Raw genomic sequence first — 17,484 nt, 5'->3', positions numbered from 1 at the left:
GCATGAAAACCCTTTACTTTTTTTAAATAGTGGTGTGATAACGATTACTTATTTTAGTTAAAGTATTTCTTTTGACCAAAGGGTAAAACTGGGGTTGATACCCTTTTTTTAAAAAAGTTAATTAATTTAAGTAAAATACTTGCAATGATTAAAAAACTATGTATAATTATACTCAAACACTTTACCGTGGTAGAGTGAAATATACGAGGTGTTAATATGTTGAATTTATTAAATATGCAAGTACATCATCATAATATCAAAAGGTTTGAAATCTAACGATTTTTCAAGCCTAATTTGTCATGATTGGGCTTGTTCACAATAAATTTGTTATTGGGTGGACTAAGTCCAGCCAATTTTTTTATATAAAAGGAGAGAATTCGATGGAATTTTTAAAAATGGAAGATACTTTAATTTATTATCAAAAGAAATATAATATGAAGCAACTTTTAGAATCAATTGTAACTAAAGAAGGTTATATAATGGTTGAACCAGCCTATTTTGAAGATTATGATCGTTTCATTACTATGAATAAACGTATTAATAAAGAAAGCATGGTACAAGTGATTAATAATAATGGCTCTTTACTAGTGTTACGTCCTGATGCAACGACAAGCATTATTAAAGAGTTAATGCCTAAATGGGAAAACGGAAGCACTTTAAAAGTATTCTATGACTCAACCACATTTAATAAAGCCTCAAGCGGTATTATTGAAGAAAAAAAACAATTTGGTGTTGAAGTCTTAGGTGCAAGTGCTAGTGAATCTGATGTAGCGATTGTGCAATTAGCATTATCAATGCTTAAAGCTTTTAATAAACAGTTCATTATAGAACTTGGCAATAACAAGTTTTTAAATGGTCTAATAGAAGCACTCGAGTTAAGTGAAGCAGATGAACAAACATTAAAAGAAATTATATATTATAAAAACCAGTTTAACTTAGAGAAATTCGTTACAAAATCAATAAAAGATAGTATCTATTTTGAATTAGTAAGTGATATTTTTAAACTTCAAGGTGATTTTAAACGTATTGATCAAATGCTTAACAAGTATCCGTTAAATAAAACGATGTTACAAGGACTTAATGAGTTAAAAACTTTAAGCAATCAATTAAACGATAGTGATATTAAAAGTTTTATAAAGTTTGATTTAGCAATGTTATCAAAATATGACTATTATAACGGCATAACTTTTAAAGGCTACCTACCAAATACCCCAAGTCCAATTTTAAGCGGAGGACGTTATAATCCGCTTACTAAGATGTTCGGGTTAGAAATTGAAGCGATTGGATTTAGTTTAAATACTTCAGATTTATTAAAGGAGGCGCTAACTAATGAATAACAATTATTTAACCATCGCATTACCAAAGGGACGTTTAGGTGATGATGCACTTATAAGATTGCGTTGTGTAGGTTATGCAGATGTCGTGAAAACAAGTTCAAGAAAATTAATCTTTATTGATGAAGTAAAGAAAATACGATATATGGTAGTAAAACCTATTGATGTCATTACATACGTAGAACAAGGTGTTGCAGATATTGGTATTATCGGTAGAGATAATATATTAGAAGAACAAGCCGACCTTTACGAACTGTTAGATTTAGGATTTGGAAAATGTAAATTCTCTATTGCAGGTAAAATTGGTGAAAAGCTTCATAAAAATGATGAAGTATTGAAAATTGCCACAAAGTATCCAAAAATTGCCATGCAATATTTCAAACAAAAAGAACAACGTATAGAAATCATAAAACTTAATGGGTCTGTAGAACTGGCACCGCTTGTCGGATTATCCGACGTTATTGTAGATATAGTAGAAACCGGGAATACATTAAAAGCAAACGGACTTGAGATATTAGAAGATATGTTTGATGTGAGTGCAAAACTCATATCAAATCGAGTCAGTTACCGATTTAAATATGAAGCAATCATGGAATTGTGTGACTTATTACAAAACCAAAAGGAGTGTGTTTATCTTGATTCCGATAATAAAGAGCAACGAAAACCTATCGCGACTTAATACGGTCTTAAATCGCTCTCAGTTTAATTTTAAAGAGGTGAATGACCAAGTAGAAAGAATCATAGAAAACGTTAAAAATGATAAAGATTTAGCCGTTAAGCGATATACAAAAACATATGATGGTGTAGATATTGAGTCATTTAAAATCACTGAAGAACAAATCACTAGAGCTTTTGAAAATTTAGATAAAGAAATTATTAATGATTTAACACTAGCCGCAGCAAATATCAAACGATTTCATGAACAACAAATTACCACTGGGTTTACACTAAATCTTTCGAACGACTCAACACTTACCTATCGTGTAAAACCGATTGAAACAGTTGGTATTTATGTACCTGGTGGCAAAGCTGCTTATCCTTCAACGGTTTTAATGAATGCCATTCCAGCACAGATTGCTGGTGTTAAAAAAATAATTATGATTACACCACCAAGTAAAGATGGTTCAATAAAAGATTCCTTGCTTGTTGCGGCTAAAATAGCTGGGGTTAGTGAAATATACACAGTAGGAGGTGCGCAAGGCATTGCAGCACTTACTTATGGGACTGAGAGTATTCCTAAAGTTGATAAAATTGTTGGTCCTGGAAATATTTATGTAGCGATTGCTAAAAAAAATGTTTCAGGTGTTGTTGGAATAGACATGATTGCAGGACCAAGTGAAATATTAATTATTGCAGATGAATATGCAAATCCTGAATATATTGCCGCAGATTTGATGAGTCAAGCAGAACATGATGAACTGGCTAGTTCGATTTTATTAACCCCATCATCAACCCTTGCTAATGCTGTTCAAAATGCTTTAGTAAAACAGTTACAAATATTAAATCGTTCGACAATCATCGAAGCTTCACTTAAAGATTATGGTGCGATTATCATCACAAAAGATTTAGATGAAGCAATAAAATTCGCAAATATTATTGCACCAGAACATCTAGAAATTCTTACCGAGAACCCAGAGTCACTCGTTGACTTAATTGAAAATGCAGGTGCTATTTTTCTAGGAGAATACACACCAGAACCTGTTGGCGATTATTTTGCAGGGCCTAACCACACCTTACCTACAAGTGCGACATCAAGATTTTCAAGTGCATTATCAACGACAGATTTTTATAAAAAAACTTCAATAATTAAATACTCTAAAGAAACGTTCATGAAAGCCAAAGATTCGATTATTCGTTTAGCTATTGAAGAAGGCTTAACTGCACATGCAAATGCCATACAAATAAGAAAGTAGGGATTAGTTATGATAAAACCTAAAAAAGCGATTATAAGTTTAAAAGGTTATGAACCGAACCTTAATCCATACTTAGTGAAACTTGATGCCAATGAAGAAAAGGATTATTTATCTGATAAAATCGTTAAAAACACTGTGTTTCCAATGAATTTGTATCCGGACAACGATAATACGTCATTATCTATTGCGATTGCAAATAAATGGCAAGTCTCAACAAGCGAAGTTATCGTTGGCAATGGGTCTAGTGAAATATTAGAACTCCTAGTTAAAACATTTGTGGATAAAGATGAGGTAGTCATAAGTTTTGAACCAAGCTTTAGTATGTATAAAATTTATGCAACTATTAATGGAGCGACCTATATTCCTGTATTACCAAACGAAGACTTTTCATTAAATGTAAGTACACTATTAAGTGCGATTAATGAATATAACCCTAAACTTATCTTTTTATGTACACCAAATAATCCAACAGGGTACTTAATTCCTAAGGAAGCCATTATTGAAATACTTGATCAAACTCAAGCCATTGTCGTAGTAGATGAGGCTTACATGGAGTTTTCAACACAGGATACCTCGGTTATCGATCTTATCAATACCTTTGATAATCTTATCGTAACTAGAACATTTTCAAAAGCTTATGGGTTAGCATCACTCAGATTAGGATACGGACTGGCAAATGAAAGACTCATTTCTTTACTGAAAAAAGTAAAAGCGCCTTATAGTGTCAATGCGTATTCTCAGATAATTGGACAAAACGCACTTGATTTAGAAAGTGAAATGGTTCGTTACACTGAAGCATCTAAAAATAGACGAATTAATTTGGCTAAGTCTTTATCAGACTTAGGCATCCAAATATATCCTTCAGAAGGAAATTTTATTTTTTTTAAAAGCAAACAAAATCTATATGAAGATTTAATTAATAAAGGAATAATGATAAGAAGTTTTAGCGGAGAACTTGCTAATTATTACCGTGTTACAGTCGGTAGTGAAGAAGAAAATGCGTTATTTATTAACGCAATGGAGGCGATTATTAATGAATAGAACAGGAAGAATTACAAGAAAAACCAATGAAACTAATATCACAGTAGAGTTAACCATCGATGGGACTAAAGAAATAAAAATTGATACTGGCATTGGCTTTTTAGATCACATGTTAACACTTTTTGCGTTTCAAGCAGGATTTGATTTAACGGTTAAAGCAGAGGGTGATTTATATATTGATGACCACCACACAACAGAAGATATTGGAATTTCATTAGGCCAAGCATTTAACCAAGCCATGGAAGAAAAGTTAGGCATTAACAGATATGGCGTAACATACCTGCCAATGGATGAAGCACTAAGTAGAGTGGTAATTGATATTAGTAATCGTCCTTATCTTGTCTATAATGTTTTTCTAGAAAGAGAAAAACTTGGACAACTAAACACACAAAATGTAAAAGAGTTTTTTAAAGCATTTGTGCAAGAATCAAGAATTAATTTACACATAGAAAATCTTTATGGAGAAAATGATCACCACAAGGTTGAATCAATTTTCAAAGCCTTTGGACGTGCTTTAAAAGATGCTTGTAAAGTTGTAAGTGATGAGGTTCCTTCTACAAAAGGGGTGTTATAAACATGCATGTCATACTAGATTACGATGTAGGAAATTTAGATTCAGTTATGAGAGGCTTTGAACGTGTCGGGATTAAAACAGTCATTTCGAATGATCCTATTCTTATTAAAGAAGCGACTTCTCTTATTTTGCCAGGTGTTGGTGCATTTGATGAATCGATGCAGGCGCTTATAAACAGTGGACTAATTCCTTTAATAAAAGACCATGTTAAAAAAGGTAAATATCTATTTGGCATTTGTTTGGGGATGCAGTTACTTTATAAAGAAAGTTATGAAAACGGGACATTTTTAGGTCTTGGATTATTAAAAGGTGCGATTAAGTACTTAGATATACCGTTAAAGGTACCACATATGGGGTGGAATAATCTTAAATTTAAACAACCAAATCATCCCATTCTAAATTATATTAAAGAAGATGATTTCGTGTATTTTGTTCATTCATATTACGTTGTATCAGATAATAGTGAGTGTATAGCTTATACGGACTATGGAACTTTAGTACCCGCAATTGTTGCAAAAGATAATATCATCGCAACCCAATTTCACCCTGAAAAAAGTGGTGAGGTTGGACTGAACTTATTAAAAGCATATGGGGAGTTGGTTAAATGATTTTATTTCCAGCCATTGATATAAAAAATAAACAATGTGTAAGACTTAAACAAGGTAAATTTGATGATGTCACTGTTTATGAAAGTAATCCAGTGATTGTAGCTAAAAAATTTGAAACTTTAGGCGCACAATATTTACATATAATTGACTTAGATGGAGCACAAAGTGGAGAAAATTCAAACATTGATGTCATAAAAGAAATTGTAAATCAAGTAAATATTCCTGTCCAAGTAGGGGGAGGGATTAGATCAATTAATCGTGTTGAAACACTTTTATCTATCGGTGTTACCCGTGTTATTATTGGGACTATGGCAATTGAAAATCTTGATTTATTAAAAAGATTAGTAGATAAATACGCGGAAAAAATTGTTGTTTCATTAGATGCTAAAGATGGATTTATCACAACTGAAGGATGGCAAACAACTACAAAAGTCAAAACGTTATCATTATGTAAAAAACTAGAAACGATTGGCGTTAAAACAATCGTTTATACGGATATCGCTAAAGATGGTATGTTAATTGGCCCTAATTTTGAAGATTACATTACTTTAAAAAATAACACCAGTTTAAACATTATAGCCTCAGGCGGTGTGAGTTCACTAGAAGATTTGAAAGACCTTTCTAAAATCAATCTATATGGTGTAATCTCAGGTAAAGCAATTTACGAAAAAAGATTTACTGTTGAGGAGGCGCTAGCATGCTTACAAAAAGAATCATCCCTTGTTTAGATGTTCGTAAAGGAAGAGTAGTTAAAGGCGTAAAATTTGATCAAATTATAGATGTAGAAGACCCAGCTAAACTAGGTAAATTTTATAGTGATCAAGGTGCAGACGAACTTGTATTTTATGACATTACAGCATCAAGTGAAGAAAGAAAAATATCGTTAGAATTTGTCGAACAAGTGGCCTCAAGTATTAACATTCCTTTTTGTGTAGGTGGTGGCGTTTCGACGATTGAAGACTTCACAAAAATATTAAGAAAAGGTGCAGATAAAGTCAGTATTAATTCAAGCGCTGTAAAAAATCCGCTCCTTATCAAAGAAGCCTCACTAAAATTTGGTGCACAATGTGTTGTATTATCCATTGATGCTTTGCGTGTTAAAGAAAATGAGTGGCGTGTAGTGATTAATGGTGGGAGAACGCAAACGGATTTAGATGTCATCGCCTGGGCTAAAGAAGGGGTAAGACTTGGTGCTGGAGAACTTGTTCTCAATAGTATTGACGAAGATGGTATGAAAAACGGCTATGATTTAGAACTATTAAAAAGAATTAATGAAGTTGTAAATGTCCCAATCATAGCATCGGGTGGTGCAGGAACGATTAAACATTTTGAAGAAGCGATAACTATAGGAGGTGCTGATGGGATCTTAGCAGCATCAGTGTTTCATTTTGGAGAAATAAAAATTAAGGATTTAAAAAACGCATTGAATGCTTCAGGAATTCCAATGCGAATATAAAGGTGGATTATTATGAATGAATCAATCATCAAGCAATTAAAATTTAACGATGCAGGACTTATTCCCGTTATTACACAAGACGCTTATACTAATGAAGTTTTAATGTTAGCTTATATGAATATAGAAGCTGTAAATAAAACATTAACTGAAAAAATAGCCTATTACTTTAGCCGAAGCAGAAAAACATTATGGAAAAAAGGTGAAACAAGTGGCCATATTCAATATGTAAAAAGTTTTGCATATGACTGTGATGCTGATACCATTTTAATTAAAGTTAAGCAAGTAGGTGTGGCTTGTCATACGGGAGAAAAAAGCTGCTTTTTTAATACGGTTTTAAATAACGAAGAAAATGAGCGTCCTTTATTAGAATCGTTATACGATACCATCAAAGAAAGAAAAGAAAATCCTAAAGAAGGTTCATACACTAATTATTTATTTAAAGAAGGCTTAGATAAGATATTAAAAAAAGTTGGTGAAGAAACCAGTGAAATCATTATTGCAGCTAAAAATGATTCACAAGCCGAATTAGTCTACGAAATCAGTGATTTAGTGTATCATATACTTGTACTCATGGTTAATGAAGGTACAACACTAGATTTAATAGAACGCGAGTTAAGTAAAAGGAGAGGATAAAATGAACCATCTAAAAATTATTGATCACCATGTTCACACAAATTATTCACCTGATGCAGATCCCGAGGCGACTATGGAAGCCTATATCAAGCGTGTAAAACCGTTGAATCTAATGGGGTTAATGTTCACAGATCATGTTGATTTTGATACACCTGTAGAACTTTTTCATGAAGAGATTAACTACAATAAATATTATGAAAACATACAAAAATTAAGAAAAACTGTAGATTTTCCAATCTATATGGGTGTAGAAATTGGCTATCAACCACACTTAAAAAAAAGACTAGATGATTTTTTAAATGCGTATCCTTTTGATTTTGTAATTAGCTCAATCCATGTTGGTGACGGGTTAGATTTTTATAATGGAGACTTCTTTATCAATAAAACCCAAGATAAGGCATATCGCCGATATTTTGAAATTTGTTTAGACGCGGCTAAATCCTACCAAAATTACGATGTTTTTGGTCATTTAGATTATATTATTCGTTATGGTGATTTTAAAGAAAAACGTTATGATTTTAGTATATATAAAGATATTATTGATCAAATTCTTCTAACCATTATTAAAAACAATAAAGCCATTGAAGTTAACACATCAGGCTTACGTTATGGGTTAGGTGTAATGCATCCAGTTAAAGAGTTAATTCGCCGATATAAAGAACTTGGTGGGACTATGATTACTATTGGATCTGATGCACATAAAGTAAAAGACCTTACAAAAGATTTAGATCAAGCCATTAGTATTTTAAAAGAAGTTGGATTTACACACTTAACGCAATATAAAAACAGAACACCCTATTTTATAAAAATATAAATAAAGCCATTTGGCTTTTTTTATTGCTAATTGCTAAAACCTTTTCTATAATTAAATAGAATGATTTTATTATTACAAGGAGATAACAGGATGAATGAAGTAAAATGGTTAAATAAACAACTAAAAAGAAATAAGATGAGTGTACAAACATTATCGGATTTATCAGGGATTGACGTTTATACAATCCTTTTTTACTGTAAAGGAAAAGTCGAGATGACAGAAGAACATAAAGTCACGCTTGGACAAATATTAAATCAACCCTTCTACCAAGATAATATTTTAGAAAAACACTACAGACCAAAATCAGTTACCGGTCTTTTAAGTGTAAAAAAATTAACTGGAAAGAAAAAATTTATCTTAAGTGATTTAAGAAGTGCTATTCACACCGTGTTTAAGACCTATTTACCTATTGCAAAACCAATGCTTATATTTTTAATAGTTACATTAGGTCTAGCTTATTTAACGGATCAGTTCGCGACAGAAAATCTACTTTATAGTGCGATTATTCCAATCACTTTACTTGTTTTAGTCTTTTTATCAACCACTGAAAAACCATTCTCGGTTATGGATATCTTAAAATTCGTGGTTTATGGTGGATTATTATCTATTTTAATTGTAATAAGTGTAAGAGGAATTGTTGGATATCCTGAAGGTTTGTTGGGAGAATATTTAACAGGGTTTTTAGAAGAATTTGCTAAAATCTTAATCGTTATCTTATTATTGAAGAAGTTTAAAATTATAACTGTTAAATCTGGACTATTAGTTGGTTTTGCGGTTGGTGCTGGTTTTGATTTATTTGAAACTGCTGATTATGGATTTATGGTGTTTATTGAAAATCTTGACTATGGAGAGATGTATGGGGTGCTTACAGTTAGAAATCTCTATGCAGTCTTAGGAATTGGCCATCACTTTTGGACTGCGCTACTTGCGGGGACACTCGTCTATATTAACAAAGAAGAAAAACTACATTTCAAACTCCTTTTTAAACCGGTTTTTATTCAAATGTTTATAATTGTCGTATCGTTACATGCATTTTGGAATTATTCAAGCGGATTAAATCACTCAGGTGATGCAATCATTGGATATATTATTATGTTGATAGTCATGATTGTAAGTACATGGATGTTTTTAAAACTATTTCAAGTAGCACATTATGAAGAACGATTTAATGAACACGTCATTAAATTGAACATTAAGTCAATCCCAGTTCCTGAGCAAGTTAGTTTAGATCAAGAAGAAAATAGCCTTAGTTAAACATCCGAAATTAACATAGACATAAACTTGAAAACATGCTAAAATAATTGTGGTTTGGAGGATTAGCTCAGTTGGGAGAGCACCTGCCTTACAAGCAGGGGGTCAGTGGTTCGAGCCCGCTATCCTCCACCACTATATAAATCACTTAGGTGATTTTTTTTATTTTAGTGCTATAATAGCTTAAAGGGAGGTATTATAATGGATGAATCAAAAATTGCTCAAAAAGGACCATATTTTGTAGAAGTCGAAGAGGGAAAAACATACTTTTGGTGTCGTTGTGGCAGAAGTGATAATCAACCGTTTTGCGATGGTTCTCACAAAGTAACTACTTTAAAACCTGAAAAATTTACAGCTCTAGAAACTAAAAAAGTATATTTATGCGGATGTAAACAAACAAAAAACGTACCATATTGTGACGGTACGCATCATAAATTATGAGTAGAAAAGTTCATTGACCAATGAACTTTTCTTTTTTATAAGACTAAAGTTGTATTATAGATTTTTACAAATAAGCATTCAATTATGAAAGCGATTTATTCTTTAAAAAGTAATCATATTTGATTGCTCAAACGCTAGAATTAGTCATTATAAAAATTATATATAAGCAAAATATACAATAACCATAAAACTGTCAGTGAACGCTTTCTTTAGAAAAATGATTGTTTTTGTTGATAGGATATTTCCTTTTAGTTATAATGATTAACGCGATTGAGAGTTAAAAGTTGTATTATAGGAGGAATGACCATGAACGCATGGAAAAACTTTAAGCAAGGGCATTGGAATGAAGTAATAGATGTCCGTGATTTTATACAAAAGAATTACACCGAATTTACTGGTGATGAGTCATTTTTAGAAGGACCAACTAAATCTAGTTTAAGTTTAAATGAAAAATTTTATGAGTACTTGAAATTATAAAAAGAAAAAGGTGGCGTCATTGAACTTGATACAAACGTGGTTTCATCTATAGTATCTCACGATGCAGGTTATATAGATCAGTCTATCGAAACCATCTATGGACTTCAAACAGATAAACCGTTTAAACGTGCTTTTCATCCATATGGAGGCATTAATGTCGCTGTGAAGGCTGCTGAGGCTTATGGGTATCATATTAATGAAGAGTTAAAAGAAATCTTCACAAAGTACCGTAAAACTCATAATCAAGGGGTTTTTGATGTTTACACACAAGATGTAAGAAAAGCAAGGCGCTCAGGAATTGTAACAGGATTACCTGATGGATATGGTCGCGGTAGAATTATTGGTGATTATCGCCGTGTTACGCTTTATGGTGTAGACCGTTTAATTGAGGCTAAAAAAGAAGAAAAAACGCGTTATAATTATCCGTTAAATGAAGAAAATATAAGAATGAGAGAAGAATTACAAGAACAAATTAACGCTTTAAACGAGTTGAAAACATTAGGGACGCTATACGGTTTCGACCTTTCTCGTCCAGCTGAAAATGCACAAGAAGCCATTCAGTGGTTATACTTAGGGTATTTAGCTGCAGTAAAAGAACAAAACGGAGCCGCAATGAGTTTAGGACGAACATCATCGTTTCTAGATATTTATATTGAACGTGATTTACAAAACGGGGTTATTGATGAAGTTCAAGCACAAGAACTAATTGATCACTTCATTATGAAACTACGCATGGTTCGTTTTGCCCGTACACCTGAATATAATGAACTCTTTACAGGTGACCCAACTTGGGTTACTGAAAGCATTGCAGGGTTGAGTAATGATGGACGTAGCTTAGTAACTAAAACTTCATTTAGATACTTACAAACTCTTTATAACTTAGGGACTTCTGCAGAACCAAATCTTACAGTTTTGTACAGTGACCAATTACCAGAAGGGTTTAAAAACTTCTGTGCAAAAGTTAGTATTGAAACAAGTAGTATTCAATACGAAAATGATGATGTCATGCGTCCAAACCATGGAGATGACTACGGCATAGCCTGTTGTGTATCGCCTATGAGCATCGGAAAAGAAATGCAGTTCTTTGGGGCGCGTGCTAATTTAGCAAAAGCATTACTTTATGCATTAAATGGCGGTAAAGATGAAATCACAGAAGAGCAAGTATCGCCTATTGAAACAGTCATCCAAGCGAATTACTTAGATTATGAAGAGGTTATGTCACGTTTAGATAAAGTACTTGATTGGTTAGCTAAAACTTACGTAAGTGCATTAAATGCTATTCATTATATGCATGATAAATACGCTTATGAAAGAGTGCAAATGGCTTTACATGATGCCGAAGTCATCCGTAATTTTGCAACAGGTATTGCAGGACTGAGCGTCGTTGCAGATTCCTTAAGTGCGATTAAATATGCTAAGGTAAAACCCATCTATGATGAAAACAGTGGATTAATTACAGACTTTGAAACAATTGGAGAATTTCCATTCTATGGAAATAATGATGACAAGGTCGATCAAATTGTAGTTGAATTAGTAAATACATTTATGGAAAAACTTAGAAATCAATATACTTATAGAAACTCAGTACCAACGATGAGTGTTTTAACAATTACATCTAATGTAGTTTATGGAAAGAAAACAGGAAACACACCAGATGGTAGAAGAAAAGGTGAAGCATTTGCACCCGGTGCAAATCCAATGCATGGAAGAGATCATTCTGGCGCATTAAAATCATTACTATCTGTATCAAAAATTCCATGTGAAAGTTGCCGAGATGGTATTTCAAACACATTTACGATTGTTCCAGATGCTTTAGGTAAAAATGAATACTCAACTAAACTAGAACAAGTAGCAAGTCAAACGCAAAGAGTCAATTTAGTGAATATTTTAGATGGTTATTTCCGTAGTGGAGGATACCATATGAATGTTAATATATTAAACCGCGAACAATTAATTGATGCATACAATCATCCCGATAAATATCCTAACCTAACCATACGTGTTTCGGGTTATGCAGTTAACTTTTCAAATTTAACCAATGAACAAAAGCGTGAGGTTATTGAAAGAACATTCCATGAAACCATCTAATCAAGTAGCTAATGTTCATATGGTAGAAACATTCGGGATGTTTGATGGTCCTGGAATACGTTATGTACTTTTTTTACAAGGATGTCCATTTCAATGTCAGTTTTGTCATAATAGGGATTCTTGGAGCCAAGATGTGAATACTTTAATGAGTATAGATGAAATTCTAGACGATTATAGTAAGTACCAATCGTTTTATCAAAAAGGTGGCATTACTGTGAGTGGTGGAGAACCATTACTTCAAGCAGATTTCGTTTTAGCATTATTTAAAAAAGCAAAAGAAAAAGGGATTCATACCTGCCTTGACACATCTGCGGCATGTTTTAATCCTAATAAATTACAAGTGATAGATCAATTGCTAGAAGTTACTGATTTAGTTTTACTTGATATTAAACATATGGATGATGATGCCCATAAAATCTTAGTAGGTTCTAGTAATAAAAATGTTTTAGCTTTTGCACAGTATTTAAATAAAAAACAAGTACCTACTATTATAAGACACGTATTAATACCAACCATCAATAGTGAAGAAATCATGCTTAAACAACTACGTACATTTGTTGATACACTAGATAATGTTTTAGATATTGAAATTTTACCTTATCACTCACATGGTAAAAGAAAATGGTTGGATATGGGATTAGAGTATCCATTAGAACACATTCTTGAACCAAGTAAAGAATTACTAGAAGATGCAACCAGAATATTACAACCATTTAAAGCAAACCAAAACATAACTCTAAAAAAACACATCAATATTAAAGGCTAAAGGGCTTATGCCCTTTTCTTTTTATATAACAAACAACCGTATATGGCTATTCTAAGATATTTTTACTTTAAGTTTTCATTAAAGATGGTATAATAGATTTAGATATGAAGAAAACAAACCAGCTATTTATCAAATTACACGATAAAACCGACATTATGGGAGGCATTTGTATGTATAAAATAGATGACACTTCAAGAATATTAACTGTTATAGGATTAATTTGGGAAGGCTTAGCAATTATGTTTTTCGCAATTGGTGCGATTATTTTAAGACAAATGGCGTCCATTCCAAAAGAAGATTTATTGGCTGAGGGTATGTTAGAAATTGAAGCAGATTTATTCTTAAATATTACAAATGTTTTTAGCATTATCTTTATTGTTATTGGAGTAGTACTAATAACAGTCTTCTTAATTAATGTCGTCATATTCACCAAGCTTATTAACCAAAAATATACCGTTGAACAAGCACGATATGTCTATATCTATCAAGCTGTTTGGGGTGGTGTGAGTTTGTTATTTAATACAGTTACTGGAATCCTTTATTTAATCAGTGCTGTATCAGCACAAATGAAACAAAAATTATTAATTAAAGTAAGTGAGGATAAATAAATGGAGTGGGCAGAACTATTACCGATACTATTGCCAATTATGGCAATTGAACTCGCAATTAGAATCTATGCAATAATTGATATTTATAAAAAAGAACGCAACGTATTGTATATACCTAAGATAGCTTGGGCAATTATTGTTGGACTCGTTACATTTGGATGGGTCGCATACTTTTTAGCAGGTAAAGAATCATGAGTGTATTATTAAAAGTAAACAATCTAACGAAGTATTATGGTGATTTTTTAGCACTAGACCACGTAAACCTAACGATTAATAAAAACGAAGTTTATGGATTTATTGGGCAAAATGGTGCTGGAAAAACAACAACTATTAACATAATATTATCGTTATTAAATAAAGATGATGGAGACGTCATTTTTTTAAATAATACGATTGATCATAAAGATATGAAATATAAAAATCAAATTGGGTATGTACCAGATGTACCTAATTTTCCTTCATATTTAAATGCTTATGAGTTTTTATCATTTGCCTATGATTGTTATGATTTAGATGTTTCTAATAAAGATACGCGCATCAAAGAAGTCTTAGCTGAAGTCGGATTAGAAAACACTAAGAAAAAAGTAAGTGGTTATTCACGTGGAATGAAACAAAGACTAGCTATTGCTCAAGCGTTAATTCATAAACCTATATTGTTAATTATGGATGAGCCAACTAGCGCATTAGATCCGCTAGGAAGAAAAGAAGTCATTGACATTATAAGAAATTTAAAAAGCCAAATGACGGTATTTTATTCAACACATATTTTGGAAGATGCACAAAAAGTATGTGACCGTATTGGGCTAATTGATAAAGGAAAAATCATCTTAGAAGAATCCATTCAAACAGTTATAAAAAAACGACATGCGATTGGGCATTATTTAGAGGCAAACATTACTAATAGCGCATTGCTTGAACTCATTCAAGCTTCGACTTTTACAATTGATGAACGCCTTCATGAGACTGGGATTGTTTATTCATTAAAAAAACCAGCGTATCACATGAGTTTATTAAAGTATCTAATTGATAAAAATGTAGAAATTTTGACGTTAAAAAAACATGAGAAAACTTTAGAAGACGTGTTTATTGAGGTGTTACATGAAAACAATCATTAAATATGATATGAACTATATGAAAAAAACGTCAAAATTTTTAGTTATCGGCATACTCGGTATATTTTTAGCAGGACTTAGTACAATAACAGCTAAGTACTTTAATCAAATTATGGAATATGCTCTAAGACAAGAAGGAATAGAAATTACCTTACCACCTTCTACTGTAAATGAAGCATATGTTCAATTTTTTACTAACTTTACGCAGATATATTTTATGGTAATTCTATTTATTGGTGTTGCTTATTTTACACACGATCTTACAAAAGGACATTATCCGCTAATATTTAGTAAACCTATTAAACGACGTGACTATATACTATCTAAAAGTTTAATATTTTCATTAACAATTGTAGTTAGTTTAGTTCTTGCCAGTGTATTTTTTGTCTACTATACTTATATACTCTTTGGAACATTTGATTTTATAAAATTCTTGTTTGCATTAACTGCATTTACTGTATATATCCTACTTATTGTTCATTTCGCACTTTATTTTTCTACACTATTCAAGAACTATTTAACGCCACTTGTCCTTAGTTTAGCAGTCTTCTTCTTGTTTTCTACACTTTCAATATTTGATATGGGGTTATTTAAGTATATGCCATATCAGTTAATGGGGTATAGTATGAAGATTATGAGCGAAAATATCATACCCCTTGATATTTGGATAAGTATTATCTTGTCAGTAGGTATAATAAAGTTGTTGATTTATCTTAGCATTAAGCGCTTTAGTAAGCGCTCGTTGGTATAAAAATAAGAACTAGAAATAAATAATTTCTAGTTCTTTTCTTTTAAAGCTTTAATAAATAACTCTGCGGTTTTAAAGTTAGAGGCTAGTGGAATTTGGTATACATCACTTAACCTAAATAATGCTGATACATCTGGTTCATGCGGTTGTGCTGTTAGGGGATCTCTAAAGAAAAATATCATGTCTATTTCACCATTAGCAACACGGGCACCAATTTCTTGGTCACCACCTAGTGGACCGGATTTAAAACAGTGGACATTTAATCCTGTAGATCGTTGAACTATAGATCCTGTTGTACCTGTTGCGAAAAGTTCATAACCTCTTAACACCTCTACATACTTCATACAGAAGTGAACCATATCATCTTTTTTCTTATCATGTGCTATTAAAGCAATTTTCATCGAACCACCTCTATACTATTATAAGCCATTTTCATTACTTTATATCAAAATTATTGTGCTATAATATAACAGGTGATAAAAATGTATGAAAAAAACTATAAAATGGAACGCTTCTATACCGATAAACATAAGAACTTACTCATAGGACAAGTATTTCATTTTCTAAACGATATTATGGAATACAATGCAGATAGCTATGGTGCTGGCGAGGATTACCATATTAAAAGAGATTTAGCTTGGGTATTAGTTGAATATGATATAACTATTCATCAATTGCCAGTTGCAGATCAAGAAGTAATCATAGGGACATTACCTTATTCATTTAAACGTATGTTTGGCTATAGGGTGTATCACTTTAAGGATTTAAATGGAACCCTATTAATAGAAGGTAAAGCCAAATTTGTTCTAATTAATATAAAGACAAAAGAACTTGTAAAACCTGATAAAGCATTACTCAGTTTGTTTAAAGATGCACACCAAGAACCGGTTGCTTTACCTTTTGACAAAGTAGAAGCAACCAAATCAAATCTTTTATATCAGAAAAAGACTCAAGTGTTGCATACACATATCGATGTAAATGAACACATGAATAACGCTTATTACGTTGATTTAGCGTACAATTTTTTAGATGAGGATACATTAAAATCATCTCAAATTAAACGCATTAAAGTAGCCTATAAAAAAGAGGCATTAATCAATGAAAATCTCTTCATTAACTACTACCTTGAAAATAATGGCTTACTTGCAGATATTACAAATGGAAAAGATACATTTTGTACAGTATATTTTATAAAATAAGCGCGATATGCGCTTTTTTATTGTTCCAAATAGGCTTTTAGTAAACGGTTAATTTTATCGATATTAATAAATCTGGATTCCCTTAGTAACTCTTTACCTTCTGAATAGATAAGTACAGTAGGTACACTAAATATAACGTATTCACCTCTAAATTGATCTATATCATCTACATAAATTTGGAACTGTTCAAACTGATCTAAATACTGAACACGGTTAAGTAAATGGTCATTAATCATTTGACATGTTGAACACGAATGTGTTTTGGCCACTATCATCACTAAAGGGCTATTTAAAATGGATTGCACTTCATTATAATTGATTATTGTTTTCATAGGTCACATCCTCTTTATAGTTAGTATAGAAACTAATTTTATATTTGTCAATACAATTACTTTATAATAGCGTGGTTTAATTGAAAAAA

At 31.9% G+C, this 17,484-nt stretch carries 20 protein-coding genes, 1 tRNA gene and 1 pseudogene; 20 read left to right on the top strand and 2 right to left on the bottom strand.

Translation table 11 applies throughout. From position 1 onward, the window contains the following. Nucleotides 1-380: 380 nt before the first annotated feature. From ACHAJD_RS04900 to ACHAJD_RS04810, 19 genes and pseudogenes are all read left to right on the top strand, one after another. Nucleotides 381-1,337 (top strand): ATP phosphoribosyltransferase regulatory subunit, encoded by a 957-nt coding sequence (locus ACHAJD_RS04900; RefSeq protein ID WP_435584749.1) that lies wholly within the window; start codon nucleotides 381-383, stop codon nucleotides 1,335-1,337. Further along, entirely contained in the window at nucleotides 1,330-2,013 is a 684-nt protein-coding gene (gene hisG / locus ACHAJD_RS04895; protein ID WP_435584748.1) for an ATP phosphoribosyltransferase, read from the top strand. The genes ACHAJD_RS04900 and hisG overlap by 8 nt, the downstream gene beginning before the upstream one ends. Next, nucleotides 1,970-3,247, top strand: a complete 1,278-nt coding sequence (gene hisD, locus ACHAJD_RS04890) for a histidinol dehydrogenase (protein ID WP_435584747.1) — start codon at nucleotides 1,970-1,972, stop codon at nucleotides 3,245-3,247. The genes hisG and hisD overlap by 44 nt, the downstream gene beginning before the upstream one ends. 9 nt (nucleotides 3,248-3,256) lie before the next feature. Next, a complete protein-coding gene (hisC, locus tag ACHAJD_RS04885) occupies nucleotides 3,257-4,288 on the top strand; it encodes a histidinol-phosphate transaminase (protein WP_435584746.1) in 1,032 nt (343 codons plus the stop codon). Continuing rightward, entirely contained in the window at nucleotides 4,281-4,862 is a 582-nt protein-coding gene (gene hisB / locus ACHAJD_RS04880; RefSeq protein WP_435584745.1) for an imidazoleglycerol-phosphate dehydratase HisB, read from the top strand. Before hisC ends, hisB begins: the two co-directional genes overlap by 8 nt. Before the next feature lie 2 nt (nucleotides 4,863-4,864). After that, nucleotides 4,865-5,470, top strand: coding sequence for an imidazole glycerol phosphate synthase subunit HisH (hisH, locus tag ACHAJD_RS04875; RefSeq protein WP_435584744.1), 606 nt, complete (start codon nucleotides 4,865-4,867; stop codon nucleotides 5,468-5,470). Then, a complete protein-coding gene (hisA, locus tag ACHAJD_RS04870; protein ID WP_435584743.1) occupies nucleotides 5,467-6,198 on the top strand; it encodes a 1-(5-phosphoribosyl)-5-[(5-phosphoribosylamino)methylideneamino]imidazole-4-carboxamide isomerase in 732 nt (243 codons plus the stop codon). The genes hisH and hisA overlap by 4 nt, the downstream gene beginning before the upstream one ends. Beyond that, nucleotides 6,168-6,926: an imidazole glycerol phosphate synthase subunit HisF gene (hisF, locus tag ACHAJD_RS04865; protein ID WP_435584742.1), complete on the top strand. Its 759-nt coding sequence runs from the start codon at nucleotides 6,168-6,170 to the stop codon at nucleotides 6,924-6,926. The genes hisA and hisF overlap by 31 nt, the downstream gene beginning before the upstream one ends. Before the next feature lie 12 nt (nucleotides 6,927-6,938). Then, nucleotides 6,939-7,559 (top strand): bifunctional phosphoribosyl-AMP cyclohydrolase/phosphoribosyl-ATP diphosphatase HisIE, encoded by a 621-nt coding sequence (gene hisIE, locus ACHAJD_RS04860; protein ID WP_435584741.1) that lies wholly within the window; start codon nucleotides 6,939-6,941, stop codon nucleotides 7,557-7,559. 1 nt (nucleotide 7,560) lies between these two features. Continuing rightward, nucleotides 7,561-8,373, top strand: a complete 813-nt coding sequence (locus ACHAJD_RS04855) for a histidinol-phosphatase HisJ family protein (RefSeq protein ID WP_435584740.1) — start codon at nucleotides 7,561-7,563, stop codon at nucleotides 8,371-8,373. Nucleotides 8,374-8,463: 90 nt separating this feature from the next. After that, nucleotides 8,464-9,627 carry a PrsW family glutamic-type intramembrane protease gene (locus ACHAJD_RS04850; protein ID WP_435584739.1) on the top strand — a complete coding sequence of 388 codons (1,164 nt, stop codon included), beginning with the start codon at nucleotides 8,464-8,466 and terminating at the stop codon, nucleotides 9,625-9,627. Nucleotides 9,628-9,683: 56 nt separating this feature from the next. Beyond that, a tRNA-Val gene (locus ACHAJD_RS04845) sits at nucleotides 9,684-9,759 on the top strand. A 66-nt stretch (nucleotides 9,760-9,825) separates the two neighbouring features. Next, nucleotides 9,826-10,065, top strand: a complete 240-nt coding sequence (locus ACHAJD_RS04840; RefSeq protein WP_435584738.1) for a CDGSH iron-sulfur domain-containing protein — start codon at nucleotides 9,826-9,828, stop codon at nucleotides 10,063-10,065. A gap of 306 nt (nucleotides 10,066-10,371) precedes the next feature. Next, nucleotides 10,372-12,630, top strand: a pseudogene (gene pflB / locus ACHAJD_RS04835) (formate C-acetyltransferase). Continuing rightward, complete coding sequence (gene pflA, locus ACHAJD_RS04830) at nucleotides 12,617-13,396, top strand: pyruvate formate-lyase-activating protein (protein ID WP_435584737.1); 780 nt, start codon at nucleotides 12,617-12,619, stop codon at nucleotides 13,394-13,396. The pseudogene pflB and the gene pflA overlap by 14 nt, the downstream one beginning before the upstream one ends. Nucleotides 13,397-13,566: 170 nt before the next feature. After that, nucleotides 13,567-14,004 (top strand): hypothetical protein, encoded by a 438-nt coding sequence (locus ACHAJD_RS04825; protein WP_435584736.1) that lies wholly within the window; start codon nucleotides 13,567-13,569, stop codon nucleotides 14,002-14,004. After that, on the top strand, nucleotides 14,005-14,199 hold the full coding sequence (locus ACHAJD_RS04820; RefSeq protein WP_435584735.1) for a PLDc N-terminal domain-containing protein: 195 nt from the start codon (nucleotides 14,005-14,007) through the stop codon (nucleotides 14,197-14,199). Next, nucleotides 14,196-15,119: an ABC transporter ATP-binding protein gene (locus ACHAJD_RS04815; protein ID WP_435584734.1), complete on the top strand. Its 924-nt coding sequence runs from the start codon at nucleotides 14,196-14,198 to the stop codon at nucleotides 15,117-15,119. The genes ACHAJD_RS04820 and ACHAJD_RS04815 overlap by 4 nt, the downstream gene beginning before the upstream one ends. Further along, nucleotides 15,103-15,867 (top strand): ABC transporter permease, encoded by a 765-nt coding sequence (locus tag ACHAJD_RS04810; RefSeq protein WP_435584733.1) that lies wholly within the window; start codon nucleotides 15,103-15,105, stop codon nucleotides 15,865-15,867. Before ACHAJD_RS04815 ends, ACHAJD_RS04810 begins: the two co-directional genes overlap by 17 nt. Before the next feature lie 26 nt (nucleotides 15,868-15,893). On the opposite strand, the gene mgsA is transcribed toward ACHAJD_RS04810, so the two are convergent. Beyond that, nucleotides 15,894-16,265 (bottom strand): methylglyoxal synthase, encoded by a 372-nt coding sequence (gene mgsA, locus ACHAJD_RS04805; protein WP_435584732.1) that lies wholly within the window; start codon nucleotides 16,263-16,265, stop codon nucleotides 15,894-15,896. An 81-nt stretch (nucleotides 16,266-16,346) separates the two neighbouring features. On the opposite strand from mgsA, the gene ACHAJD_RS04800 reads away from it, so the two are divergent. Beyond that, nucleotides 16,347-17,063, top strand: a complete 717-nt coding sequence (locus ACHAJD_RS04800; protein WP_435584731.1) for an acyl-[acyl-carrier-protein] thioesterase — start codon at nucleotides 16,347-16,349, stop codon at nucleotides 17,061-17,063. A 17-nt stretch (nucleotides 17,064-17,080) separates the two neighbouring features. Here the strand turns inward: ACHAJD_RS04800 and ACHAJD_RS04795 are convergent, their stop codons facing one another. Beyond that, the gene (locus ACHAJD_RS04795) at nucleotides 17,081-17,395 is read right to left on the bottom strand and encodes a thioredoxin family protein (protein WP_435584730.1); all 315 of its coding nucleotides are present in this window, start codon (nucleotides 17,393-17,395) and stop codon (nucleotides 17,081-17,083) included. Nucleotides 17,396-17,484 lie beyond the last annotated feature (89 nt).

Source organism: Liberiplasma polymorphum, from assembly GCF_043951795.1.
GTDB classification, from domain to species: Bacteria; Bacillota_I; Bacilli_A; order Izemoplasmatales; family Izemoplasmataceae; genus Liberiplasma; species Liberiplasma polymorphum.
The sequence above is the reverse complement of the archived record's forward strand: the minus strand, read 5'-3'. Positions and strand labels throughout refer to the sequence as shown.

What these genes read in the sequence shown, in the direction of transcription:
- ACHAJD_RS04900 (WP_435584749.1), top strand. Translation starts at nt 381, where the DNA reads ATGGAATTTTTAAAAATGGAAGATACTTTAATTTATTATCAAAAGAAA.
- hisG (WP_435584748.1), top strand. Translation starts at nt 1,330, where the DNA reads ATGAATAACAATTATTTAACCATCGCATTACCAAAGGGACGTTTAGGT.
- hisC (WP_435584746.1), top strand. Translation starts at nt 3,257, where the DNA reads ATGATAAAACCTAAAAAAGCGATTATAAGTTTAAAAGGTTATGAACCG.
- hisB (WP_435584745.1), top strand. Translation starts at nt 4,281, where the DNA reads ATGAATAGAACAGGAAGAATTACAAGAAAAACCAATGAAACTAATATC.
- hisH (WP_435584744.1), top strand. Translation starts at nt 4,865, where the DNA reads ATGCATGTCATACTAGATTACGATGTAGGAAATTTAGATTCAGTTATG.
- hisA (WP_435584743.1), top strand. Translation starts at nt 5,467, where the DNA reads ATGATTTTATTTCCAGCCATTGATATAAAAAATAAACAATGTGTAAGA.
- hisF (WP_435584742.1), top strand. Translation starts at nt 6,168, where the DNA reads ATGCTTACAAAAAGAATCATCCCTTGTTTAGATGTTCGTAAAGGAAGA.
- hisIE (WP_435584741.1), top strand. Translation starts at nt 6,939, where the DNA reads ATGAATGAATCAATCATCAAGCAATTAAAATTTAACGATGCAGGACTT.
- ACHAJD_RS04855 (WP_435584740.1), top strand. Translation starts at nt 7,561, where the DNA reads ATGAACCATCTAAAAATTATTGATCACCATGTTCACACAAATTATTCA.
- ACHAJD_RS04850 (WP_435584739.1), top strand. Translation starts at nt 8,464, where the DNA reads ATGAATGAAGTAAAATGGTTAAATAAACAACTAAAAAGAAATAAGATG.
- ACHAJD_RS04840 (WP_435584738.1), top strand. Translation starts at nt 9,826, where the DNA reads ATGGATGAATCAAAAATTGCTCAAAAAGGACCATATTTTGTAGAAGTC.
- pflA (WP_435584737.1), top strand. Translation starts at nt 12,617, where the DNA reads ATGAAACCATCTAATCAAGTAGCTAATGTTCATATGGTAGAAACATTC.
- ACHAJD_RS04825 (WP_435584736.1), top strand. Translation starts at nt 13,567, where the DNA reads ATGTATAAAATAGATGACACTTCAAGAATATTAACTGTTATAGGATTA.
- ACHAJD_RS04820 (WP_435584735.1), top strand. Translation starts at nt 14,005, where the DNA reads ATGGAGTGGGCAGAACTATTACCGATACTATTGCCAATTATGGCAATT.
- ACHAJD_RS04815 (WP_435584734.1), top strand. Translation starts at nt 14,196, where the DNA reads ATGAGTGTATTATTAAAAGTAAACAATCTAACGAAGTATTATGGTGAT.
- ACHAJD_RS04810 (WP_435584733.1), top strand. Translation starts at nt 15,103, where the DNA reads ATGAAAACAATCATTAAATATGATATGAACTATATGAAAAAAACGTCA.
- mgsA (WP_435584732.1), bottom strand. Translation starts at nt 16,265, where the DNA reads ATGAAAATTGCTTTAATAGCACATGATAAGAAAAAAGATGATATGGTT.
- ACHAJD_RS04800 (WP_435584731.1), top strand. Translation starts at nt 16,347, where the DNA reads ATGTATGAAAAAAACTATAAAATGGAACGCTTCTATACCGATAAACAT.
- ACHAJD_RS04795 (WP_435584730.1), bottom strand. Translation starts at nt 17,395, where the DNA reads ATGAAAACAATAATCAATTATAATGAAGTGCAATCCATTTTAAATAGC.